This window comes from Pseudomonas gregormendelii, from assembly GCF_017114825.1.
GTDB classification, from domain to species: Bacteria; Pseudomonadota; Gammaproteobacteria; order Pseudomonadales; family Pseudomonadaceae; genus Aquipseudomonas; species Aquipseudomonas gregormendelii.
Genome location: NZ_JADEVO010000002.1, coordinates 193,889 through 216,832, shown reverse-complemented (window position 1 = coordinate 216,832; position 22,944 = coordinate 193,889). Strand labels below are relative to the sequence as shown.

General features: G+C 58.5%; 21 protein-coding genes. 14 read left to right on the top strand and 7 right to left on the bottom strand.

The annotated features are described in order from the left end of the window. Positions 1-60: 60 nt before the first annotated feature. Complete coding sequence (locus tag IMW75_RS02710; protein ID WP_045061224.1) at positions 61-1,086, bottom strand: LysM peptidoglycan-binding domain-containing protein; 1,026 nt, start codon at positions 1,084-1,086, stop codon at positions 61-63. A gap of 169 nt (positions 1,087-1,255) precedes the next feature. Between IMW75_RS02710 and def the strand changes: the two genes are divergently transcribed. From def to IMW75_RS02685, 5 genes are all read left to right on the top strand, one after another. Further along, positions 1,256-1,762: a peptide deformylase gene (gene def, locus IMW75_RS02705; RefSeq protein ID WP_017341723.1), complete on the top strand. Its 507-nt coding sequence runs from the start codon at positions 1,256-1,258 to the stop codon at positions 1,760-1,762. A 58-nt stretch (positions 1,763-1,820) separates the two neighbouring features. Next, positions 1,821-2,780, top strand: a complete 960-nt coding sequence (gene fmt, locus IMW75_RS02700; protein ID WP_205891799.1) for a methionyl-tRNA formyltransferase — start codon at positions 1,821-1,823, stop codon at positions 2,778-2,780. After that, positions 2,777-4,087 carry a 16S rRNA (cytosine(967)-C(5))-methyltransferase RsmB gene (gene rsmB, locus IMW75_RS02695; protein ID WP_205891798.1) on the top strand — a complete coding sequence of 437 codons (1,311 nt, stop codon included), beginning with the start codon at positions 2,777-2,779 and terminating at the stop codon, positions 4,085-4,087. The genes fmt and rsmB overlap by 4 nt, the downstream gene beginning before the upstream one ends. 23 nt (positions 4,088-4,110) lie before the next feature. Then, positions 4,111-5,484, top strand: coding sequence for a Trk system potassium transporter TrkA (trkA, locus tag IMW75_RS02690; protein ID WP_045061227.1), 1,374 nt, complete (start codon positions 4,111-4,113; stop codon positions 5,482-5,484). 92 nt (positions 5,485-5,576) lie between these two features. Further along, the gene (locus IMW75_RS02685; RefSeq protein ID WP_205891797.1) at positions 5,577-5,888 is read left to right on the top strand and encodes a tetratricopeptide repeat protein; all 312 of its coding nucleotides are present in this window, start codon (positions 5,577-5,579) and stop codon (positions 5,886-5,888) included. Between the two features lie 82 nt (positions 5,889-5,970). Here IMW75_RS02685 and IMW75_RS02680 read toward each other — a convergent pair whose 3' ends face one another. Next, positions 5,971-6,858, bottom strand: a complete 888-nt coding sequence (locus tag IMW75_RS02680; protein WP_045061229.1) for a lysophospholipid acyltransferase — start codon at positions 6,856-6,858, stop codon at positions 5,971-5,973. Positions 6,859-6,898: 40 nt separating this feature from the next. Further along, positions 6,899-7,456 carry a DNA-3-methyladenine glycosylase I gene (gene tag, locus IMW75_RS02675; RefSeq protein ID WP_205891796.1) on the bottom strand — a complete coding sequence of 186 codons (558 nt, stop codon included), beginning with the start codon at positions 7,454-7,456 and terminating at the stop codon, positions 6,899-6,901. 81 nt (positions 7,457-7,537) lie between these two features. On the opposite strand from tag, the gene glyQ reads away from it, so the two are divergent. From glyQ to IMW75_RS02655, 4 genes are all read left to right on the top strand, one after another. Beyond that, positions 7,538-8,491 (top strand): glycine--tRNA ligase subunit alpha, encoded by a 954-nt coding sequence (gene glyQ / locus IMW75_RS02670; protein WP_008155694.1) that lies wholly within the window; start codon positions 7,538-7,540, stop codon positions 8,489-8,491. Next, on the top strand, positions 8,488-10,542 hold the full coding sequence (gene glyS, locus IMW75_RS02665) for a glycine--tRNA ligase subunit beta (RefSeq protein WP_205891795.1): 2,055 nt from the start codon (positions 8,488-8,490) through the stop codon (positions 10,540-10,542). The genes glyQ and glyS overlap by 4 nt, the downstream gene beginning before the upstream one ends. Before the next feature lie 4 nt (positions 10,543-10,546). Continuing rightward, positions 10,547-11,086, top strand: coding sequence for a D-glycero-beta-D-manno-heptose 1,7-bisphosphate 7-phosphatase (gene gmhB / locus IMW75_RS02660; protein ID WP_177328582.1), 540 nt, complete (start codon positions 10,547-10,549; stop codon positions 11,084-11,086). Between the two features lie 82 nt (positions 11,087-11,168). Next, positions 11,169-11,948 (top strand): lysophospholipid acyltransferase family protein, encoded by a 780-nt coding sequence (locus IMW75_RS02655; RefSeq protein ID WP_045061233.1) that lies wholly within the window; start codon positions 11,169-11,171, stop codon positions 11,946-11,948. 251 nt (positions 11,949-12,199) lie between these two features. Here the strand turns inward: IMW75_RS02655 and gyrB are convergent, their stop codons facing one another. The 4 genes from gyrB to dnaA are packed head-to-tail and all read right to left on the bottom strand — an operon-like array spanning position 12,200 to position 18,412. Further along, on the bottom strand, positions 12,200-14,617 hold the full coding sequence (gyrB, locus tag IMW75_RS02650) for a DNA topoisomerase (ATP-hydrolyzing) subunit B (protein ID WP_045061234.1): 2,418 nt from the start codon (positions 14,615-14,617) through the stop codon (positions 12,200-12,202). 5 nt (positions 14,618-14,622) lie between these two features. After that, positions 14,623-15,726 (bottom strand): DNA replication/repair protein RecF, encoded by a 1,104-nt coding sequence (gene recF / locus IMW75_RS02645; protein ID WP_205891793.1) that lies wholly within the window; start codon positions 15,724-15,726, stop codon positions 14,623-14,625. Positions 15,727-15,746: 20 nt separating this feature from the next. Beyond that, positions 15,747-16,850, bottom strand: a complete 1,104-nt coding sequence (dnaN, locus tag IMW75_RS02640; RefSeq protein ID WP_007948106.1) for a DNA polymerase III subunit beta — start codon at positions 16,848-16,850, stop codon at positions 15,747-15,749. 38 nt (positions 16,851-16,888) lie between these two features. Then, positions 16,889-18,412 (bottom strand): chromosomal replication initiator protein DnaA, encoded by a 1,524-nt coding sequence (gene dnaA / locus IMW75_RS02635; RefSeq protein WP_045061236.1) that lies wholly within the window; start codon positions 18,410-18,412, stop codon positions 16,889-16,891. A gap of 566 nt (positions 18,413-18,978) precedes the next feature. On the opposite strand from dnaA, the gene rpmH reads away from it, so the two are divergent. From rpmH to mnmE, 5 genes are all read left to right on the top strand, one after another. Beyond that, positions 18,979-19,113: a 50S ribosomal protein L34 gene (gene rpmH / locus IMW75_RS02630; protein ID WP_003213577.1), complete on the top strand. Its 135-nt coding sequence runs from the start codon at positions 18,979-18,981 to the stop codon at positions 19,111-19,113. A gap of 16 nt (positions 19,114-19,129) precedes the next feature. Continuing rightward, on the top strand, positions 19,130-19,531 hold the full coding sequence (gene rnpA, locus IMW75_RS02625; protein WP_045061255.1) for a ribonuclease P protein component: 402 nt from the start codon (positions 19,130-19,132) through the stop codon (positions 19,529-19,531). Then, complete coding sequence (gene yidD / locus IMW75_RS02620; protein WP_052966011.1) at positions 19,524-19,769, top strand: membrane protein insertion efficiency factor YidD; 246 nt, start codon at positions 19,524-19,526, stop codon at positions 19,767-19,769. The genes rnpA and yidD overlap by 8 nt, the downstream gene beginning before the upstream one ends. 2 nt (positions 19,770-19,771) lie before the next feature. Beyond that, entirely contained in the window at positions 19,772-21,457 is a 1,686-nt protein-coding gene (gene yidC / locus IMW75_RS02615) for a membrane protein insertase YidC (protein ID WP_205891791.1), read from the top strand. Positions 21,458-21,536: 79 nt separating this feature from the next. Beyond that, a complete protein-coding gene (gene mnmE / locus IMW75_RS02610) occupies positions 21,537-22,907 on the top strand; it encodes a tRNA uridine-5-carboxymethylaminomethyl(34) synthesis GTPase MnmE (RefSeq protein ID WP_205891789.1) in 1,371 nt (456 codons plus the stop codon). Positions 22,908-22,944: the final 37 nt, after the last annotated feature.

The following is a 22,944-nucleotide window of genomic DNA, read 5'->3' as shown; positions in this document are numbered from 1 at the left end:
GAGGCCCGTTCAAACGGGCATAAGCTGTGGATAAGTCTGTTGGTAACTTGTGAAGCAGGCTTACGGATTTCGTACTTTGTCCATCACCGCTAAAGACCGCGAAGCATTGAGGACCAGGCCGTAACTGAGTTTGTCGTAGGTGCGGAAAACCATTAGCAACCCGGCGCGCTCATCGGGAATCTTCAACGGCTGACCGGTGATGCGGTCCCGCACGGTTTCACCGGTTTTCATCACCACCAGCACATTGCCTTCGGCCAATCCGTCGCGCTGCCCCTTGTTCAACGTGACGACATCCATCGCACCGATCTGGGTCACCCCACGCGGCACATCAATGATCAAACCCTTGATGTCGGTCTTTGGCGCACTGGGCATGAAGGTGGAATTGATCGAACGCTCCTCGCCACTGAACAGCCGATCCCCCAGGCGCACCTCCTGGGTAGTGCGCTGCAGTGCCAGGGTGGCGACATCGCCCTCGGCGGCCACGATCTCGCCGCCGCCGATATCGTCCGCGTTGATCCCGAGGAACTCCTTGCTCTCGGGGTCGGTGTAAACCTTGCCCTGGCGGAAGATTCCGTACACTGGCTGGTTCGGATCAAATTGCCCGCGGGCGAAGATGCGGTCTCCGGTGCCGCTGAGTACGCGCTCGGCATCGCCGGCAACGATATAGGGCGCCTTGTCGAAGTCCTCGACCTTGTCGACGATACGATTGCTCAACAGGAAGCTGTTAATCGATTGCAGCGGAATGCTCGGAATGGCATCCGCCACCGGTGAACTGCGAATACGCGGCGACAACTTGATAGTGCCCCTGGAAGCCCCGCGATTGAGGGTCAGGCGCGGCTGGCCGTTGATGTAGACCAGCGTCAGCGAGTCGCCCGGATAGATGAGATTGGGGTTTTCGATCTGGGGATTGGCTTGCCATAACTCCGGCCACTTCCATGGCTCGCGCAAGAATTTTCCAGAGATGTCCCAGAGTGTGTCGCCGGTAACCACCGTGTATTGCTGTGGAAAACCTTCCCTGAGTTGCACTTGCCCATGCGCTAAACCGGCTGAAGCCAGAAGCAGCAGGGCGAGTAGTGATTTCCTCATGCGGTGAATCCCTTTATTATGTGCGTTCGCGTGAAACGCCAGAGCCCTCGTGGCTCGCTCCCGACTCTTTGCAGAGAAAAGGGAGCTACGCTTCACAACGGTAGCCTGCATCTTCGGACCCGCCAGGCCATCGACCCGACTTTACCTCACACGTGCAGCAAATAAGCTTATGGCCATTTTAGACATCCTCGAATTTCCCGACTCGCGCCTGCGCACTATCGCCAAACCTGTGGCTGTAGTGGACGACGAAGTGCGTCAGTTGGTCGACGACATGTTTGAAACAATGTATGAAGCGCCAGGCATCGGCCTCGCCGCGACCCAGGTCAACGTGCACAAACGTATCGTCGTGATGGACCTCTCCGAAGACCGCAGCGAGCCGCGGGTTTTCATCAACCCCGAGTTCGAATCACTGACCGACGAGATGGAACAATATCAGGAAGGGTGCCTCTCGGTGCCGGGCTTCTACGAAAATGTCGATCGCCCGCAAAAGGTCAAGGTCAAGGCCCTGGACCGCGACGGCCAGCCTTACGAACTGATCGCCGAAGGCCTGCTCGCCGTGTGCATCCAGCACGAATGCGACCACCTCAACGGCAAATTGTTCGTCGACTACCTCTCAAACCTGAAACGCGACCGAATCAAGAAGAAACTGGAAAAGCTCCATCGCCAAAACGCTTGATGCCCTCCTTTCAAAGGCTTGCTGCGGCAAGCCTTTTTCTTTTTCAGAGATCGCTCCCATGACTGAGCCACTGCGCATCGTCTTTGCCGGCACCCCGGAATTCGCCGCCGAACACCTCAAGGCGCTGCTCGCCAGCCCTTACGAGATTGTCGCGGTCTACACCCAGCCGGACCGCCCGGCGGGCCGTGGGCAAAAGCTGATGCCAAGCCCGGTCAAGCAGCTCGCTCTGGAAAATCATATTCCGGTGCTGCAGCCGCCGACCCTGCGCAATGAAGACGCCCAAGCCGAATTGGCTGCACTGAACCCGGACCTGCTGGTGGTGGTCGCCTACGGCCTGATCCTGCCGCAAGTGGTGCTGGATATCCCACGCCTGGGCTGCATCAACAGTCATGCCTCTTTGCTCCCGCGCTGGCGCGGAGCGGCGCCAATCCAGCGTGCCGTCGAAGCCGGTGACAGCGAAAGTGGCGTCACCGTGATGCGCATGGAGCTGGGCCTCGATACCGGGCCGATGCTGCTTAAGGTCACCACGCCGATCACCGGTAAAGACACCGGTGGCAGTCTCCATGACCGGCTGGCTGAAATGGGTCCGCCGGCAGTGGTGCAGGCGATCGCCGGGCTGGCTGCCGGAACGCTGGAAGGCGAGGTGCAGGACGACAGCCTCGCCACCTACGCACATAAGTTGAACAAGGACGAAGCGCGCATCGACTGGAGTCGCCCGGCGCTAGAGCTGGAACGTCTGGTGCGCGCCTTCAACCCCTGGCCAATCACCCACAGCTCTCTCAATGGCGAAGCGCTGAAAGTCCTGGCCGCGAACCTCGCTGAAGGGCAGGGTGCCCCGGGTGAAATCCTTGGCGCCAGCAAGGATGGACTGGTCGTGGCTTGCGGCGAGCAGGCGCTGTGCCTGACGCGCCTGCAATTACCCGGCGGCAAGGCGCTGAACTTCAGCGACCTGTTCAACAGCCGTCGCGAGAGATTCGCCCTCGGCACCGTCCTCGGCCAAGCGGTGGAGGCGCAATGAACCCGCGTCTCGCCGCCGCCAAGGCGCTCGCCGCTGTGCTTAACGGCAAAGCCTCGCTCAACAGTTCACTGCCCACGCAAATGGACAAGGTTGAAGACCGCGATCGCGGCTTCACCCAGGATCTGGCGTTCGGTACTGCGCGCTGGCAGCCACGCCTGTCGGCGCTCGCGGCAAAGCTGCTGCAAAAACCCTTCAAGGCGGCAGACGCCGATGTCGAGGCGCTGTTGCTGGTTGGCCTGTACCAACTGCTCTACACCCGGGTTCCCGCCCACGCCGCCATTGGTGAAACCGTCGGTTGCGCCGACAAGCTGAAAAAACCATGGGCCAAGGCGCTGCTCAACGCCGTGCTGCGCCGTGCCCAGCGTGAAAGTGAAACGCTGCTGGCCGAGCTGGAACATGATCCGGTGGTGCGCACCGCCCATCCACGCTGGCTGCAGAAATCGCTCAAGGCATTCTGGCCCGAGCAGTGGGAAGCCATTTGTGCAGCGAATAACGCGCATCCACCGATGATTCTGCGGGTCAATCGCCGTCATCACAGCCGCGACGCCTACCTCGGACTGTTGAGTGAAGCGGGCATCGCCGCCAGCCCATGCGTCTACAGCCAGGATGGCATCATCCTCGACACGGCTGCCGATGTGCGCAGCCTGCCTGGGTTCGCCGAAGGCTGGATCAGCGTGCAGGACGAGGCGGCGCAACTGGCCGCCGATCTGCTCGACCTGGCACCGGGCCAACGGGTACTGGACGCATGCTGCGCGCCGGGCGGCAAGACCTGCCATATCCTCGAAGCCGAGCCCGAGCTGGCGGGCGTCGTCGCCGTCGACCTGGAGGCCAAGCGCCTGGTGCGTGTGCGGGAAAACCTCGCCCGCCTGGGCCTGAGCGCCGAGCTGATTGCTGCCGATGGCCGCGATACCGCCACCTGGTGGGACGGCAAACCCTTCCAGCGCATCCTGCTCGACGCCCCATGCTCGGCGACCGGCGTCATCCGGCGTCATCCGGACATCAAGCTGACTCGCCAACCCGACGACATCGCCGCACTGGCGGTTCTTCAGGGCGAGTTGCTGGACGCCATGTGGATATCCCTGGAAGTCGGCGGCATCCTCCTTTACGCCACCTGCTCCACATTGCCGACCGAGAACACTGAAGTCATTGAAGCCTTCCTCGCCCGCACCCCGGGCGCCCGCGAGCTCGATCTCGCGACGACCGCTGGCATCAAGCAGCCCCACGGCCGTCAGTTGCTCGCCCAGCAAGGCGGACATGACGGTTTCTACTACGCCAAGCTGATCAAGATCGCCGCCGCGCGCGGTTAACCGGACTTCAAGGGAGTGACTGGATGAAAATCATCATCCTCGGCGCAGGGCAGGTAGGTGGTTCGCTGGCCGAGCACCTGGCCAGCGAAGCCAATGACATCACTGTGGTCGACACCGACAGCGAACGCCTGCGTGACCTCGGCGACCGCCTGGACATCCGCACCGTGCAAGGCCGCGGCTCATTGCCCACGGTGCTGCGTCAAGCGGGCGCGGACGACGCCGACATGCTGGTGGCGGTGACCAACAGCGACGAAACCAACATGGTCGCGTGCCAGGTGGCCCACACCCTGTTCCACACCCCGACCAAGATCGCCCGGGTACGTGAAGCGGCATACCTCACCCGCTCCGAATTGTTTGACAATGAAGCGATCCCGGTCGACGTGCTGATCAGCCCGGAACAGGTGGTAACCAACTACATCAAGCGCCTGATTCAACACCCGGGCGCGCTACAGGTCATCGACTTCGCCGAAGGCAAAGCGCAATTGGTGGCGGTGAAGGCCTATTACGGCGGGCCGCTGGTGGGCCAGCAACTTCGCCAGTTGCGCGAACATATGCCAAATGTCGAAACCCGCGTCGCGGCGATTTTCCGCCGGGACCGCCCGATCCTGCCCCAGGGCGACACCGTGATCGAAGCCGACGACGAAGTGTTTTTCATCGCCGCCAAAGCGAATATTCGCGCGGTGATGAGCGAAATGCGCCGCCTGGATGAAACCTACAAACGCATAGTGATTGCCGGGGGCGGGCAGATCGGCGAACGCCTGGCCGAGGCGATCGAAAGCCGCTACCAGGTCAAGATCATCGAGATGAACCCGATACGCTGCCGGCATCTGTCAGATACCCTGGACAGTACCGTGGTGTTGCAGGGCAGCGCTTCGGACCGTGATCTGCTGCTGGAAGAAAACATCGCCGACGCCGACCTGTTCCTGGCCCTGACCAACGACGATGAAGCCAACATCATGTCTTCGCTGCTGGCTAAACGCCTGGGCGCGAAGAAGGTGATGACGATCATCAACAACCCGGCCTATGTCGATTTGATTCAGGGCGGCGACATCGATATCGCCATCAGTCCGCAGCTCGCAACCATCGGCACCTTGCTCGCCCACGTGCGCCGCGGCGACATCGTCAGCGTGCACTCATTGCGCCGGGGTGCGGCCGAAGCGATCGAAGCGATTGCCCACGGCGATGAGAAATCAAGCAAGGTGATCGGCAAGGCCATCGAGAACATTGGCCTGCCACCGGGCACGACCATTGGTGCGATCATACGCGATGAAGAAGTGATCATTGCCCATGACGACACAGTGATCGAGGCGGGGGACCATGTGATCCTGTTCCTTGTGGATAAAAAGCATATCCGGGATGTGGAGAAGCTGTTCCATGTGGGGTTGAGCTTCTTCTAAGCCAGTTTTGTGGTGAGTTCATTGGCCTCATCGCGGGCAAGCCTTGCTCCCACAGGCAATCTCATGATCACAAATCAATCAGAGGGTAATCCATGCTCGAATCCCTGGAAAAAATGCTCGCCAAGGGTGTGGATAACGCATTGCTGCGCTTCGGCCTGGGTAAGGGTTACCTGGATCTTGGGGAGAACGCCAAGGCGGCCGAGCATTTCCAGCGCTGTGTAGCGTTCGATCCGAAGTATTCGGCGGCCTGGAAGCTATTGGGCAAGGCGTATCTGGCGCAGGCTGACTTCGCAGCCGCCCGCCAGGCTTGGGACATGGGCCTGGAGGCTGCCCGGGCCCATGGCGACAAGCAGGCGGAAAAAGAAATGACCGTATTCCTGAAGAAACTAGACCGCCACCCGTAGGAGCTGGCGCAGCCTGCGATCTTTTGACCTTTTCAAATCAAAAGATCGCAGGCTGCGCCAACTTCTACGGGGGTATCCACCCTCAGTACCAGCGCTCTTCGCCCGGTGGACGCTTCTTGAAGCGTTTCATGCTCCACATGTACTGGCTTGGATACGCACCGACATAACGCTCCACCACCTTGCTCATCGCCGCGCAGGACGTCTCGGTGTCGGTGCTGTACATCGCATCAGGCGCTGCTTCGAGTATCACTTTGTAACCCGAACCGTCCGGCAGCCGCAGTGCATGCAGAAAGACGCCGACGGCTTTGCCGCCGGCCAGCATGTTTGGCACAAACTTGCTGGTCAGGGCCTGGGTGGCGAAAAACGGCACGAAAATCCCGGCAGACTCTGCCGGCTCAGGGTCCGCAGGAATACCCACTGCGCCACCTTTGCGCACCTCCTTGATCACGCTGAGAATGCCTTCCTTGGTGGAAGCCGCGACCCGGTTGCCCAGTTGTACTCGCTGTTTGCGCAGTAAATCATCCACCGCCTTCAACTTCGGTGGTCGGTAGAAAATGATCGGCTTGCACTGGCTGCAATAGAAATGGTTCAGCACTTCCCAGTTGCCCAAGTGACTGGTAATGCCCACAACGCCTTTGCCCGAAGCCAGGGCGTCCTTCAGCACGTCCAGACCTTCGACTTCACGCACCAGGTCGATCGAACGCTGCGCCGGCCAGATCCACGCGCAGGCACTCTCGGTCAGCGATTTGCCGATGTCCCGCAGGCTGCGACCCACCAGCTGTTCACGCTCGGCCGGGTCCATCTCGGGGAAACACTTGGCCAGGTTGATCCGCACCACATCGCGCGAGCGGTTGGGGGTTTTCCACATCACCCAGCCGATGGCCGAGCCGACAGCCTGCACGGCGCGCCACGGAAGCAGGGCAAACAACCGCAGAGCGCCTACCAGCAAGGCGCCTTTAAACTTATCCACAGGTCACTCCTGATCTTGTGCTGTGTGCGAGGCGGCCATTCTAACCGCCGTTCGCCAAGGTCGCGTAACGATCGCAATCGCGGGTGTGGTCCATGACCATGCCCGATGCCTGCATCAGCGCGTAACAGATGGTGGGCCCGACAAAGGTGAACCCGGCTTTTTTCAGGCCCTTGCTCATTTCTACCGCCACGGGCGTCACGGCTGGCACTTCGCTGCGGTCCTTGAAATGATTGATCACCGGCGTTCCGCCGACAAACGACCAGAGGAACGCAACCGGGTCCTCCAGCGCCAGCCAGGCCTGGGCATTACGCCGGGCCGCGTTGAGTTTCAGTCGATTGCGGATAATGCCGGGATCGAGCATCAATTCATCGATTTCCGCATCGCTCATTTGCGCCACACGCTGCACATCGAAGCAAAACAGCACTTCGCGATAACGCTCGCGTTTGCGCAACACGGTGATCCAGGAAAGACCGGCCTGGAACCCTTCGAGCAAAAGCAACTCGAACAGTCCCTGCGCATCGCGAAGCGGCGCGCCCCACTCCTGATCGTGATAAGCCATGTACAGCGGATCTTCGGAACACCAAAAGCAGCGTGGCATAAGGCTCCAGGGGGCGTGCGCAGGACCGAATCGGGTATACTCCCGCTCTTTAAATCGCAGCCCAAGAAACAGGTGAATTTCGTGAGCCAGCCTACGCCAGCCGTGCGTACCTTCCAAGACTTGATCCTCGCCCTCCAGCAATACTGGGCCGAGCAAGGTTGTGTGGTACTTCAGCCCTACGATATGGAAGTAGGCGCCGGCACTTTCCACACTGCCACATTCCTGCGCGCCATTGGCCCGGAAACCTGGAACGCCGCTTATGTGCAGCCCAGTCGTCGCCCGACTGACGGCCGCTACGGCGAAAACCCGAACCGCCTGCAGCACTACTACCAGTTCCAGGTAGTGCTGAAGCCGAACCCGGACAACTTCCAGGAACTGTACCTGGGCTCCCTCAAGCACGTTGGCCTGGACCCACTGGTCCATGACATTCGCTTCGTCGAAGACAACTGGGAGTCGCCAACGCTGGGAGCCTGGGGCCTGGGCTGGGAAGTGTGGCTCAACGGCATGGAAGTGACGCAGTTCACTTACTTCCAGCAGGCGGGCGGCATCGAGTGCTACCCGGTGACCGGCGAGATCACTTACGGTCTCGAGCGCCTGGCCATGTACCTGCAAGGTGTGGACTCGGTCTACGACCTGGTCTGGGCAGACGGCCCGATGGGCAAAGTCACCTACGGCGACGTGTTCCACCAGAACGAAGTCGAGCAGTCGACGTACAACTTCGAACACGCCAACGTCGAGAAGCTGTTCGAGCTGTTCGACTTCTACGAAAGCGAAGCCAAGCGCCTGATCGAACTCGACCAGCCGTTGCCGTTGCCTAGCTACGAAATGGTGTTGAAGGCGTCCCACACTTTCAACCTGCTGGATGCGCGCCGGGCAATCTCGGTGACTGCGCGTCAGCAATACATTCTGCGTGTACGCACCCTGGCGCGTTCCGTTGCGCAAGCCTACCTGCTGGCTCGCGCCAAGCTGGGCTTCCCGATGGCGACCCCGGATTTGCGTGACGAAGTACTGGCCAAGCTGGAGGCTGCACAATGAGTGCTCTGGATTTCCTGGTTGAACTGGGCACCGAAGAACTGCCACCCAAAGCGCTGAACGCTTTGGCGGATGCCTTTCTTGCCGGTATCGACAAGGGCCTGCAAGCTGCCGGCCTGAATTACGAGACCAAAACTGTCTACGCCGCGCCCCGTCGCCTGGCGGTACTGATCACTGCGCTGGCTACCCAGCAGCCTGATCGCAGCATCAACCTCGATGGCCCGCCACGCCAGGCCGCTTTCGATGCCGAAGGTAACCCGACTCAGGCAGCCCTGGGCTTCGCCAAGAAGTGCGGCGTCGATCTGAGCGAAATCGATCAAAGCGGCCCGAAACTGCGCTACAGCCAGAGCATCGCCGGCAAACCGACCGCGAGCCTGCTACCGACCATCGTCGAAGACTCGCTGAACGACCTGCCGATTCCCAAGCGCATGCGCTGGGGCGCTCGCAAGGAAGAATTCGTGCGTCCGACCCAGTGGCTGGTAATGCTGCTCGGTGACCAGGTCATCGACTGCACCATCCTCGCCCAGAAGTCCGGCCGCGATTCCCGGGGTCACCGCTTCCATCACCCGCAAAGCGTGCGCATCACCTCGCCAGCCAATTACCTGGCCGACCTGCGTGCAGCGTACGTGCTGGCCGATGCCCATGAGCGTCGCGCCCTGATCAGCAAGCGCACCGAAGAACTGGCGACCCTGCAGGAAGGTACGGCGATCGTGCCGCCAGCCCTGCTCGACGAAGTGACCGCGCTGGTTGAATGGCCGGTGCCGCTGGTGTGCTCGTTCGAGGAACGCTTCCTCGAAGTGCCACAGGAAGCCCTGATCACCACCATGCAGGACAACCAGAAGTACTTCTGCCTGCTGGATGCCGACGGCAAGTTGCTGCCCCGTTTCATTACCGTGGCCAACATCGAGAGCAAAGACCCGCAGCAGATCATCGCCGGTAACGAGAAAGTGGTTCGTCCACGCCTGACCGACGCCGAGTTCTTCTTCAAGCAGGATAAGAAGCAGAAACTCGAAGACTTCAACCTGCGCCTGCAGAACGTGGTATTCCAGGAGAAGCTGGGCAGCGTCTACGACAAGGCCGAGCGCGTTTCCAAACTGGCTGCGTTCATCGCTCAACGCATCGGCGGCAACGCTGCATGGGCGGCCCGCGCAGGCCTGCTGTCCAAGTGCGACCTGTCGACCGAAATGGTCGGTGAGTTCCCGGAGATGCAAGGTGTGGCCGGGTACTACTACGCCCTCAACGACGGCGAGCCGGAAGAAGTTGCCCTGGCGCTGAACGAGCAGTACATGCCGCGCGGTGCCGGCGCCGAACTGCCGACCACGATGACCGGTGCGGCCGTAGCCATCGCCGACAAGCTCGACACCCTGGTCGGCATCTTCGGGATCGGCATGCTGCCAACCGGCAGCAAAGACCCCTATGCCCTGCGTCGCGCAGCACTGGGTGTGTTGCGCATCCTGATCGACAAGAAGCTCGACCTCGACCTGAATGACGCCGTGGCCTTCGCCGTGAATGCATTTGGCACCAAGGTCAAGGTTGCCGGCCTGAATGACTCGGTGCTGGAATTCATCTTCGACCGTCTGCGTGCCCGTTACGAAGACGAAGGCGTGGATGTCGCGACCTACCTGTCGGTGCGCGCCCTGAAACCAGGTTCTGCACTGGACTTCGATCAGCGCGTGCAAGCCGTCCAGGCGTTCCGCCAGTTGCCGGAAGCTGCCGCACTGGCCGCGGTGAACAAGCGCGTGTCGAACCTGCTGAGCAAGGTCGAAGGCTCGGTCCCGACCGTCGTCGAAGCCAAGTACTTCGATAATGCCAACGAGTTCTCCCTGTATTCGGCGATCCAGCAGGCGGATCAGGCTGTCCAGCCGATGGCTGCCGCGCGTCAGTACAGCGAGTCCCTGGCTCGCCTGGCCGCCTTGCGCGAGCCGGTGGATGCATTCTTCGAAGCCGTAATGGTCAACGCCGATGACGCCAATGTGCGCGCCAACCGTTATGCGTTGCTGGCGCGTCTGCGTGGATTGTTCCTCGGCGTTGCCGATATTTCGTTGCTGGGCTGAGGGACTGCTGTTGAAACTGCTGATTCTTGATCGGGACGGGGTGATCAACCATGACTCCGACGCTTACATCAAGTCGGTGGAGGAGTGGATTCCACTCCCCGGTTCGATCGAGGCCATTGCGCAGTTGAGCAAGGCCGGCTGGACGGTAGCAGTCGCCACCAACCAGTCGGGCATTGCTCGCGGCTATTACGACATCGCTACCCTGGACGCCATGCACGAGCGCTTGCGCTCGCTGGTGGCGTTGCAGGGCGGTGAAGTCGGGCTGATCGTCTATTGTCCGCACGGGCCGGACGACGGTTGCGACTGCCGCAAGCCAAAACCCGGGATGTTGCAAAGCATCGCCGCTCATTACAACGTGTCGCTGACAAATCTATGGTTCGTCGGCGATAGTCTTGGTGACCTGGAAGCCGCCAAAGCCGTCGATTCTCAGCCCGTTTTGGTAAAGACCGGGAAGGGCGAAAAAACGCTGGGCAAGACTCTGCCGGTGGGCACCTTGATTTTTGACGATCTGGCGGCGATTGCCGCAGAACTTATCCACAACTAGAGCGTTTTCGATATTCCTGAACCAGGATTGATCGGGAGTGCGCTTTGTATAGACGGGCACAGCCCGCACGGTAAACGTCGCCATGTCGATACTGCAGGCCATCAGAACCTTTCTTTTTTATCTGTTGCTGGGCACCAGCTCTCTGCTCTGGTGCAGCCTGAGCTTTTTTATCGCGCCTTTTCTGCCGTTCAAGGCGCGCTATCGTTTCATCAACGTGTACTGGTGCCGCTGCGCGCTGTGGCTGAGTAAAGTGTTCCTGGGCATCAGTTATGAAGTCAAAGGCGCGCAGAACGTACCTGACCAGCCTTGCGTGATTCAGTCGAACCACCAGAGCACCTGGGAAACATTTTTTCTCTCGGCGTATTTCGAACCCTTGAGCCAGGTGCTCAAACGCTCGCTGCTGTTTGTGCCGTTTTTCGGCTGGGCGATGGCCATGCTGCGGCCTATTGCGATCGATCGTGACAACCCGAAAGCCGCCCTCAAGCATGTGGCCAAGAAAGGCCATGAATTGCTCAAGGACGGCGTCTGGGTGCTGATTTTCCCTGAAGGCACTCGTGTGCCCTACGGCACCATCGGCAAGTTTTCCCGAGGTGGCACCGCATTGGCTGTAAATGCTGCGCTGCCGGTACTGCCTATTGCGCACAATGCCGGTAGATTCTGGCCGAAATCCGGCTGGGCCAAGAAGCAGGGCGTCATCACTGTGATCATCGGCGAGCCGATGTATGCAGCAGGAACCGGGCCTCGGGCCATTGCTGAATTGAACGACCGGGTCCAGGCCTGGAACGAGCAGATGCAGCGGGAAATGGGTTCGTTGCCACCCGCACCCCAGGCACCGGCGGCAAGCGATCAACTGGTTGTCTGAGATTCTGTGGATAAGCTGTGTACCGTTTCCCGGAAAACGTCCTGAATACGATCATAACTTACTGATTTATATGTATATTTCTTAACGGCTGAATATTCGTAAAAACGTGCATAAGTTTTTTTGGATGTAAAAAAACCGGCTGATATAGCCGGTTTTTTATGAGCGAAATTCGTCGCTTCAGAGCCCCTTGCGAAACAAAAAGGCCAACGCTTGCGTTGGCCTTTTTGTTTGGCTGGGTTACCTACACTGGATCAGAAGTCCAGATTCGAAACCGCCAAGGCGTTGCTCTCGATGAAGTCACGGCGAGGCTCGACCGCATCACCCATCAGGGTGTTGAAGATCTGGTCCGCGCCAATGGCGTCTTCGATGGTCACCTTCAGCATACGGCGCTGCGCAGGGTCCATGGTGGTCTCCCACAGCTGATCCGGGTTCATCTCGCCCAGACCTTTGTATCGCTGAATGGTGTGCCGCTTGGTGCTTTCGGCCATCAACCATTCAAGCGCTTCCTTGAACTCGGTGACGGCCTTCTTGCGTTCGCCACGCTGGATATACGCGCCTTCGTCCAGCAGGGTGCTCAACTGGGCGCCCAGGGAGACAACGGTCTTGTAATCGTTGCTGCCGAAGAAGTCGCGGTTGAACGTCACGTAGTTCGACAAGCCGTGGGAGATCAGCTCGACCTCAGGCAGCCAAACGTTACGTTCACGGTCTTCACGCAGGCTGGCCTTATAGACCAGACCCGACTTCTCGACGGTACGCAGGCGAACTTCGAACTTGGCCAACCACTCCTGCATGGCTGCATGATCGGACAGTTGCTCCATGCTGACTGCAGGCAGGTAGATGAAGTGCTCGGTCAGCTCCTGAGGGTACAGGCGCGACAGACGCTTGAGGGTCTTCATCACCAGGCGGAAATCATTCACCAGGCGCTCAAGGGCTTCACCAGAGATACCCGGTGCCTCTTCATTCAAGTGCAGGCTGGCATCTTCCAGGGCCGATTGCGTCATGTATTCTTCCATGGCGTCATCGTCTTTGATGTACTGCTCTTGCTTGCCTTTCTTGACCTTGTACAGCGGCGGCTGGGCGATGTAGATGTAGCCACGCTCGATCAGCTCGGGCAACTGACGGAAGAAGAAGGTCAGCAGCAGGGTACGGATGTGCGAACCGTCGACGTCAGCATCGGTCATGATGATGATGTTGTGATAACGCAGTTTCTCAATGTTGTACTCGTCACGACCGATGCCGCAGCCGAGCGCCGTGATCAAGGTGCCTACTTCCTGCGAAGAGATCATCTTGTCGAAGCGGGCTTTCTCAACGTTGAGAATCTTGCCCTTCAACGGCAGGATGGCCTGGGTACGACGATTACGTCCCTGCTTGGCGGAGCCGCCAGCAGAGTCACCTTCCACGAGATACAGTTCGGAGAGGGCAGGGTCTTTTTCCTGGCAGTCAGCCAGTTTGCCGGGCAGGCCGGCGATATCCAGCGCGCCCTTGCGACGGGTCATCTCACGGGCTTTACGTGCTGCTTCACGGGCACGAGCGGCGTCGATCATCTTGCCGACGACCAGCTTGGCTTCGTTCGGGTTTTCCAGCAGGAAGTCGGAGAAGTACTTGCCCATTTCCTGTTCGACAGCGGTCTTCACTTCGGAAGAAACCAGCTTGTCCTTGGTCTGGGAGCTGAACTTCGGATCCGGGACTTTCACCGAAATGATCGCGGTCAGGCCTTCGCGCGCATCGTCACCTGTAGTGGCAACTTTGTGCTTCTTCGCCAAGCCCTCGGCTTCGATGTAAGTGTTCAGGTTACGCGTCAACGCCGAACGGAAACCCACCAGGTGAGTACCGCCGTCGCGCTGTGGAATGTTGTTGGTGAAGCACAACAGGTTCTCGTTGAAGCTGTCATTCCACTGCAGGGCGATTTCCACGCCAATGCCATCTTCACGCTGGATGTTGAAGTGGAACACCTGGTTGACCGGAGTCTTGTTGGTGTTCAGGTATTCAACGAACGCGCGCAGGCCGCCTTCATATTTGAACAGCTCTTCCTTGCCGCTACGCTCATCCTTGAGGACGATGCCAACACCGGAGTTCAGGAACGACAGTTCACGAATTCGCTTGGCCAGGATATCCCAGCTGAAGTGGATATTCTTGAAGGTCAGGTCGGAAGGCTTGAAGTGGATCTGGGTGCCAGTAGTTTCACTCTCGCCGACGATTTTCATCGGCTCTTTCGGAACGCCATGGATATAGGTCTGTTCCCAGATCTTGCCACTGCGTCGTACTGTGAGGATAAGCTCTTCGGACAGGGCGTTCACAACCGATACACCGACACCGTGCAGACCGCCGGATACCTTGTAGGAGTTATCGTCGAACTTACCGCCGGCGTGCAGCACGGTCATGATGACCTCGGCTGCAGAAACGCCTTCTTCCTTGTGCACGTCAACCGGGATGCCACGGCCGTTATCGCGAACGGTGATGGATTCATCCGGGTGGATAATAATGCTGATGTCGTCGCAGTGGCCGGCGAGAGCTTCGTCGATCGAGTTATCGACCACCTCGAACACCATGTGGTGCAGACCGCTGCCATCGTCGGTGTCACCAATGTACATACCGGGACGTTTGCGTACGGCATCCAGGCCTTTCAGCACTTTAATGCTCGTTGAGTCGTACGTATTTTCTTCGCTCAATGCCTTCACTCCCGATGGTCGTGGGTCTGGGTGATACGGCCCTGTTCCACGTGGAACAAAGCGACTGGCGTTTCCGTCTGCCAGCCTTCCCTCAATAATTCATGATCTACACAGGTGATAAATACCTGGCAGCGTAAGTCTTCCAACAAGCGGCAAAGCGCGCGGCGGTGATGCTCATCCAATTCGGACGGCAGGTCATCCACCAGATAAATACACTGGCCGCGACGGGCTTGGCTGACCAAGTGCCCCTGGGCAATGCGTAATGCACAAACCACCAGCTTCTGCTGACCGCGGGACAAGATTTCCGCAGCGTTATGTGCGCCCAATCTGAGACGCAAATCAGCGCGTTGTGGTCCGGCCTGGGTATGGCCCATTTGCTGATCCCGTTGCACGGAACCGGCGAGCACTGCACTCAGTTCGCGGTCTTTGTCCCAGCCTCTGTAATAGCTGAGCGTCAAACCTTCAAGCTCAACCAACTCGCTCAGGGTTTGTTCAAAGACTGGTTTCAAGGCTTTGATATAGGCGCGACGGTATTCATCGATTTCCGCGCTGGCCTGGCACAGTTCCCTGTCCCAAACCGCTTGCGAAACGGCGTCAAGTGTACCATGCCGCAGCCAAGAGTTTCTCTGGCGCAGGGCCTTCTGCAACCGTTGCCAGGTGGACATGAATCGTGGTTCCACGTGGAACACACCCCAGTCGAGAAACTGCCGACGAATTTTCGGCGCGCCTTCGAGCAGGCGGAAGCTGTCTGGGTTGATCAGCTGCAAAGGCAGGATCTCGGCCAGCTGGGCTGCGCTACGAGCGTTTTGCCCATCTATGCGGATCTGGAACTCACCCTGGCGGTCGCGCGAGACCCCCAGGGCGCTATGGCCGCCGTCGGCTAGCTCGACTTGACCGAACACGGTGCACGCCAGCTCCTCGTACTGAATAACGGGGAGCAGCCGGGTGCTGCGAAACGAACGGGCCAGGCCCAGCAGATGGATGGCTTCCAATACGCTGGTCTTACCGCTGCCGTTGGCGCCGTAAAGAATATTGATTCGAGGGGAGGGGGAGAGGGTCACCGGGTGCAGATTGCGCACCGCGGTGACCGAGACGCGACTTAATGACATCTAGCTTCTGCTGAGCATGATTACAGACGCATCGGCATAACAACGTAGGCCGAGTCGTCGTTGTCGGACTCCTGCACCAGCGCGCTGCTGTTGGAGTCGGACAGAATGAGGCGAACCTGCTCAGTGGTCATCACGCCCAGCACGTCGAGCAAATAGCTGACGTTGAAGCCGATTTCCAGGGAGCCGCCGTTGTACTCAACGCCCACTTCTTCCTCTGCCTCTTCCTGCTCAGGGTTGTTGGCCTGGATCTTCAGCTGACCATTGGCCAGTTGCAGGCGGATGCCACGATACTTTTCGTTGGACAGAATCGCGGTGCGGCTGAAGGCTTCACGCAGTGCCTGACGATCGCCGAGAACCAGCTTGTCACCACCTTTCGGCAGGACACGCTCGTAGTCGGGGAATTTGCCGTCTACCAGTTTGGAGGTGAAGGTGAACTCACCTGTGGTAGCACGAATATGGTGCTGGCCCAACACGATGCTGACGATGCCATCCGGCTCAGTGAGCAGACGCGCCAGTTCAAGGATGCCCTTGCGTGGCACGATCACCTGGTGACGATCCGGTTGACCGATATCCGCCTGCATCGAGCACATCGCCAGGCGGTGGCCGTCGGTGGCCACGGCGCGGATGATTCCGGCCGACACTTCCAGAAGCATGCCATTGAGGTAATAGCGCACATCTTGCTGGGCCATGGCGAAGCTGGTGCGCTCGATCAGACGACGCAACTTGCTTTGCTCCAGGCTGCACGTCAGCGAACCTGGTCCTTCCTCAACAGTCGGGAAATCATTGGCTGGCAGCGTCGAGAGGGTAAAGCGGCTACGACCGGCTTTCACCACGAGCTTTTGCTCGTCGACCTTGATATCGATCAGCGCGTCATTCGGCAGGCTCTTGCAGATGTCCATCAACTTGCGCGCAGGCACAGTGATGGAACCCGGGTCTGCCGGCTCTTCGAGCTGTACACGACCGACCAGCTCGACTTCCAGGTCGGTACCGGTCAGCGACAGTTGCTGGCCTTCGACAACCAGCAGCACGTTGGAAAGCACCGGCAAGGTCTGTCGGCGTTCGACGACGCCTGCGACCAGTTGCAGGGGTTTCAACAGGGCTTCGCGTTGAATGGTGAAATGCATGGTCTAGTCCCTTGCCTTAATAAGCTGCGCTGGTGTCATCAAGTGGTCAGTGTACGCAGCAGGTTCTTGTAGTCCTCGCGGATGTCCGCGTCGGATTCCTTAAGTTCGTTGATCTTGCGGCAGGCGTGCAAAACCGTCGTATGGTCACGGCCGCCAAACACATCGCCGATTTCCGGCAGGCTGTGGTTGGTCAGCTCCTTGGACAACGCCATGGCCACCTGACGCGGACGTGCCACCGAGCGAGAACGACGCTTGGACAGCAGGTCGGAGATCTTGATCTTGTAGTACTCGGCGACCGTGCGCTGAATGTTATCCACAGAGACCAGTTTGTCTTGTAGCGCCAACAGATCCTTCAGGGATTCGCGGATCAACTCGATGGTGATATCGCGACCCATGAAGTGCGAGTGGGCGATCACGCGTTTAAGCGCGCCTTCCAGTTCTCGCACGTTGGAGCGAATGCGCTGGGCAATGAAGAACGCGGCGTCGTGCGGCAGATCAACCTTGGCCTGGTCGGCCTTCTTCATCAGGATCGCGACACGGGTTTCCAGTTCCGGCGGTTCGACTGCAACCGTCAGGCCCCAGCCGAAACGGGATTTCAGGCGTTCTTCAAGGCCTTCGATTTCTTTCGGATAGCGGTCACTGGTGAGAATGACCTGCTGGCCACCTTCGAGCAAAGCGTTGAAGGTGTGGAAAAACTCTTCCTGAGAACGTTCCTTGCGGGCGAAGAATTGAATGTCATCGATCAACAGCGCATCCACTGAACGGTAGAAGCGCTTGAATTCGTTGATTGCATTCAGCTGCAACGCCTTGACCATGTCGGCCACGAAACGCTCGGAATGCAGGTATACAACCTTCGCATTCGGATTCTTCTTTAACAGGTGGTTACCCACAGCGTGCATCAAGTGGGTCTTACCCAAGCCGACGCCGCCATAAAGGAAGAGCGGGTTGTAGCCATGCTTGGGGTTGTCCGCAACCTGCCAGGCCGCAGCGCGGGCGAGTTGGTTGGACTTGCCCTCGACGAAGTTCTCGAAGGTAAAAGTGCGGTTCAGGTAGCTGGTGTGCTTGAGCGCACCTTCGACCTGCACCGTGCGCTGTTCAGCGCGAATCGGGGCCTGTTGCGAACTGGCACCGGCCATCGGGTCGAAACTGTCCCGGGACGGTTCTTCGCTGACATCGGCAATTTTTTGCGTCGAGCGTTTGCTCTGCTGCGGGGCAGCGGGCGCAGGCGCTGGTGAACTGACCGGAGCCTGTGCGGCCTGAGCCTGGGACGCGGCGGCGGCCAGCGGAGCATTGGGTGCCGCCCGCGGCGCCGAACTGCGTTTGCTGCCTATTAATAAGGACAGCGCCGGCATCGAGCCATTGCCATGCTCATCCAGCAGCTCAAGAACACGACTCAGATACTTTTCGTTGACCCAGTCGAGAACAAAACGATTCGGCGCGTAGACACGCAGCTCGTCGCCTTCGGCTTCGACCTGTAGTGGACGGATCCAAGTGTTGAATTGTTGGGCAGGCAGCTCATCGCGCAAAAGCTCCACGCACTGCTGCCAAAGTTCCACTGACACGGATATCCCCTAAGTTGAAAGCCGGTGAGGCAAAAACAAGCGGCCATTGTAACGATCAGGCGCCGACTTATCCACACGAAGGTTGTTCATCCACCAAGAAGAATCAACGCTTTATAGGGAAAAAAGGCGACCAATGGTCTGTGCATAAGCTCTGTGGATAACCGGGGTTAAGGTCATTGCACAAGTAGGGGGGAAACTCGGTGGATAACCTCCCTGTGGATAAACATGCCTTTCACCCACAGCTTATCCGACAGCGCAGCACAGGCTGACCACCGTTTACCACGGTAGTTGTCATTCTCTGTACACCGCGTATTACCTGGCCCCAAGGTAGTTATCCACAGCAAAGTGCCTGCTTAGCTTTTATAAGCTTTACAAAAAAGCTTTAAATACTTTCCTTCTTTATTTCTATATCTACAGGTTGGTCAGGCACCAGGAATCGCCAGCAGATCTATTTATAAGGAAACGCTGGTTGGAAATTGACCTAGAGGCTTGCTTTCTCTAGAATCCCCGGTCTCTTAAAACGGGGGCCATTCCGGCCCGTTGTGGACGAACCAGGTAACACGACAATGAAACGTACTTTCCAACCAAGCACTATCAAACGCGCTCGTACCCACGGTTTCCGTGCTCGCATGGCTACCAAAAACGGTCGCGCCGTCCTGTCGCGTCGTCGCGCCAAAGGTCGTGCGCGTCTGGCAGTTTGATAATCCGGCACTGGAGGTGAGTCAGGACTTCAGTCGGGAGAAGCGTTTGCTTACCCCCCGGCATTTCAAGGCAGTCTTTGACTCCCCTACCGGCAAGGTTCCGGGGAAAAATCTCCTGCTCCTTGCGCGCAATAACGATCTCGATCACCCCCGTCTCGGGCTGGTTATCGGGAAAAAGAGTGTAAAGCTCTCCGTCGAGCGCAATCGCCTCAAACGTCTGATGCGCGAATCGTTCCGTCTGCACCAGGAATCACTGGTCGGTTGGGACATTGTTATCGTCGCGCGCAAAGGTTTGGGTGACGTAGAAAACCCCGAATTGATTCAGCATTTCGGCAAACTCTGGAAGCGTCTGGCACGCAGCACGCCGGTACCAGCAGTCAAAACCGAAACTGTAGGGGTAGACAGTCCCGATGCGTAAACTGGCACTCGTTCCGATCCAGTTTTATCGCTATGCCATTAGTCCTCTGATGGCCAGTCACTGTCGCTTCTACCCCAGTTGTTCCTGCTACGCGTATGAAGCCATAGAAAATCATGGCCTTCTGCGCGGTGGCTGGCTGACCTTTCGTCGTTTAGGTCGCTGTCATCCGTGGAATCCCGGTGGTTATGACCCGGTTCCATCTATCCCTACCTCCCGTTCTTCTTCGATGGCCGAGTAATCATGGATATCAAACGCACGATCCTGATCGTCGCCCTGGCAATCGTGGCCTACGTTATGGTCCTTAAATGGAACCAGGACTACGGTCAAACTGCCCTGCCGACTCAGAATGTTGCTTCCAGTACTACCGCACCGGGCCTACCGGATACGGCGATTGGCAATAATGCTTCTGTCAGTGACGACATTCCGCGCGCCCCAAGCGATACCAGTGCAACTGCTCCTGCTGAAACTCCGGTAGCGGCAAGCAAAGACCTCATCCGCATCAAAACGGATGTGCTCGACCTGGCAGTCGATCCACAGGGTGGTGACGTTGCCCAACTGACACTGCCGCTGTATCCACGTCGCCAGGACCATCCGGAAATTCCGTTCCAGTTGTTCGACAACGGCAATGAGCGCACTTATCTGGCTCAAAGCGGTTTGATCGGCACCAATGGTCCGGACGCGAGCCCGGCCGGTCGCCCGATTTACTCCTCGGAGAAGAAGGTTTACCAGCTGGCTGATGGCCAGGACCAAATGGTCGTGGACCTGAAGTTCAGCAAGGACGGCGTCAATTACATCAAGCGTTTCACCGTGAAACGTGGCCTGTATGACGTAACCGTTTCGTACCTGATCGACAACGAGAGCGCTCAACCTTGGTCTGGCGCGATGTTCGCCCAACTCAAGCGTGACGCCAGCGGCGACCCATCCTCGACTACGGCCACCGGTACTGCCACTTATCTGGGCGCTGCCCTGTGGACAAGTAACGAGCCGTACAAGAAAGTGTCCATGAAAGACATGGACAAGGCCCAGCTGAAGGAAACCGTCAGCGGTGGTTGGGTTGCCTGGTTGCAGCATTACTTCGTAACAGCATGGATTCCGGCGAAGGGCGAAAACAACGTCGTCCAGACCCGTAAAGACAGCAAAGGCAACTACATCATCGGCTTCACCGGTCCGGCAATTACTGTTGCGCCAGGTGCCAAAGCTGAAACCAGTGCGGTTCTCTACGCGGGTCCGAAAAGCCAGGCTGTGCTGAAAGAGTTGTCCCCAGGCCTGGAACTGACCGTCGACTACGGCATTCTGTGGTTCATTGCCCAGCCGATTTTCTGGCTGTTGCAACACATCCACGCGTTGGTCGGTAACTGGGGTTGGTCGATTATCTTCCTGACCATGCTGATCAAGGGGATCTTCTTCCCACTGTCGGCTGCCAGCTACAAATCCATGGCACGTATGCGTGCAGTGGCACCGAAACTGGCCGCGCTGAAAGAGCAACATGGCGACGACCGACAGAAAATGTCGCAAGCCATGATGGAGCTGTACAAGAAAGAGAAGATCAATCCGCTGGGTGGTTGCTTGCCAATCCTCGTGCAGATGCCGGTTTTCCTTTCCCTGTACTGGGTTCTGCTGGAAAGCGTGGAAATGCGCCAGGCGCCGTTCATGCTGTGGATTACTGACCTGTCCATCAAGGATCCGTTCTTCATTCTGCCGATCATCATGGGCGCAACCATGTTCATCCAGCAGCAGTTGAACCCGACTCCACCGGATCCGATGCAGGCCAAGGTGATGAAGCTGATGCCAATCATCTTCACCTTCTTCTTCCTGTGGTTCCCGGCTGGTCTGGTGCTGTATTGGGTAGTCAACAACTGCCTGTCCATCGCCCAACAGTGGTACATCACGCGTAAAGTCGAAGCGGCTACTAAAGCAGCTGCCTGATTTACACTGTGGATAACCACTCAGAACGCCCCCTAGTGGGGCGTTTTGCTATCTGTCATTTTTGTCTGGATATCGGTTTATGAGCGTTCCTCGTGAAACCATCGCCGCTGTCGCAACTGCACAAGGTCGCGGTGGCGTGGGCATCGTGCGCATTTCGGGGCCACTGGCCAGTGTTGCTGCCAAAGCCTTCAGCGGCCGCGAACTGAAACCCCGATATGCCCACTACGGACCTTTCCTCGACGGCAACGAAGAGGTGCTGGACCAGGGGCTGGCCCTGTATTTCCCGGGCCCGAATTCGTTCACCGGCGAGGATGTACTGGAACTTCAGGGCCACGGCGGCCCGGTCGTCCTGGACATGTTGCTCAAGCGCTGCCTGGAACTGGGGTGTCGTCTGGCTCGCCCGGGCGAGTTCAGCGAACGGGCATTTCTCAACGACAAACTCGATCTGGCCCAGGCCGAAGCTATCGCTGACCTGATCGAAGCCAGTTCCGCACAGGCCGCGCGAAATGCGCTGCGTTCTCTGCAGGGAGCTTTTTCCCAGCGGGTGCATAACCTTACCGAGCAGTTGATTGGCCTGCGGATCTACGTTGAAGCGGCCATCGACTTCCCGGAGGAGGAAATCGACTTCCTCGCCGATGGCCATGTCCTGAGCATGCTCGACAAAGTGCGAGACGAGTTATCCACAGTACTGCGTGAAGCCGGGCAGGGTGCCTTGCTGCGCGACGGTATGACCGTAGTCATCGCCGGTCGACCGAATGCTGGTAAATCCAGCCTGCTAAATGCCCTGGCGGGTCGCGAGGCTGCGATCGTCACCGAGATTGCCGGTACTACCCGGGACATTCTTCGCGAACATATCCACATCGATGGCATGCCGCTGCATGTAGTCGATACGGCCGGTCTGCGGGATACCGATGATCATGTGGAAAAGATTGGGGTGGAAAGGGCCTTGAAGGCCATTAGCGAAGCGGATCGGGTGCTGCTGGTAGTCGATGCCACCGCACCGGAAGCGCTTGATCCGTTTGCCTTATGGCCCGAATTCCTCGAAGTGCGCCCGGACCCGGCCAAGGTCACATTGATCCGCAACAAGGCTGACCTGACAGGCGAAGCCATTGCACTGGAAGTCAGCGAGGATGGCCATGTCACTATCAACCTGAGTGCCAAGTCCGCCGGCACCGGCCTGGAACTGCTGCGAGATCACCTCAAGGCGTGCATGGGCTACGAGCAAACCTCTGAAAGTAGCTTCAGTGCCCGTCGACGCCACCTTGAGGCGTTGCGCCATGCCAGCGCATCCCTCGAGCACGGCCGAGCGCAACTGACACTGGCAGGTGCCGGGGAGTTGCTGGCCGAGGATCTGCGACAGGCGCAGCATTCCCTGGGAGAAATCACCGGTGCGTTCAGCTCCGATGATTTACTGGGGCGGATATTTTCGAGTTTTTGTATCGGCAAGTAAAAAAAGGGCTGGGGATACGTTATCCACAGCCCTTTTT

Coding starts and splice junctions, on each gene's coding strand:
- IMW75_RS02710 (WP_045061224.1), bottom strand. CDS start 1,086: ATGAGGAAATCACTACTCGCCCTGCTGCTTCTGGCTTCAGCCGGTTTA.
- def (WP_017341723.1), top strand. CDS start 1,256: ATGGCCATTTTAGACATCCTCGAATTTCCCGACTCGCGCCTGCGCACT.
- fmt (WP_205891799.1), top strand. CDS start 1,821: ATGACTGAGCCACTGCGCATCGTCTTTGCCGGCACCCCGGAATTCGCC.
- rsmB (WP_205891798.1), top strand. CDS start 2,777: ATGAACCCGCGTCTCGCCGCCGCCAAGGCGCTCGCCGCTGTGCTTAAC.
- trkA (WP_045061227.1), top strand. CDS start 4,111: ATGAAAATCATCATCCTCGGCGCAGGGCAGGTAGGTGGTTCGCTGGCC.
- IMW75_RS02685 (WP_205891797.1), top strand. CDS start 5,577: ATGCTCGAATCCCTGGAAAAAATGCTCGCCAAGGGTGTGGATAACGCA.
- tag (WP_205891796.1), bottom strand. CDS start 7,456: ATGCCACGCTGCTTTTGGTGTTCCGAAGATCCGCTGTACATGGCTTAT.
- glyS (WP_205891795.1), top strand. CDS start 8,488: ATGAGTGCTCTGGATTTCCTGGTTGAACTGGGCACCGAAGAACTGCCA.
- IMW75_RS02655 (WP_045061233.1), top strand. CDS start 11,169: ATGTCGATACTGCAGGCCATCAGAACCTTTCTTTTTTATCTGTTGCTG.
- recF (WP_205891793.1), bottom strand. CDS start 15,726: ATGTCATTAAGTCGCGTCTCGGTCACCGCGGTGCGCAATCTGCACCCG.
- dnaN (WP_007948106.1), bottom strand. CDS start 16,850: ATGCATTTCACCATTCAACGCGAAGCCCTGTTGAAACCCCTGCAACTG.
- rpmH (WP_003213577.1), top strand. CDS start 18,979: ATGAAACGTACTTTCCAACCAAGCACTATCAAACGCGCTCGTACCCAC.
- yidD (WP_052966011.1), top strand. CDS start 19,524: ATGCGTAAACTGGCACTCGTTCCGATCCAGTTTTATCGCTATGCCATT.
- yidC (WP_205891791.1), top strand. CDS start 19,772: ATGGATATCAAACGCACGATCCTGATCGTCGCCCTGGCAATCGTGGCC.
- mnmE (WP_205891789.1), top strand. CDS start 21,537: ATGAGCGTTCCTCGTGAAACCATCGCCGCTGTCGCAACTGCACAAGGT.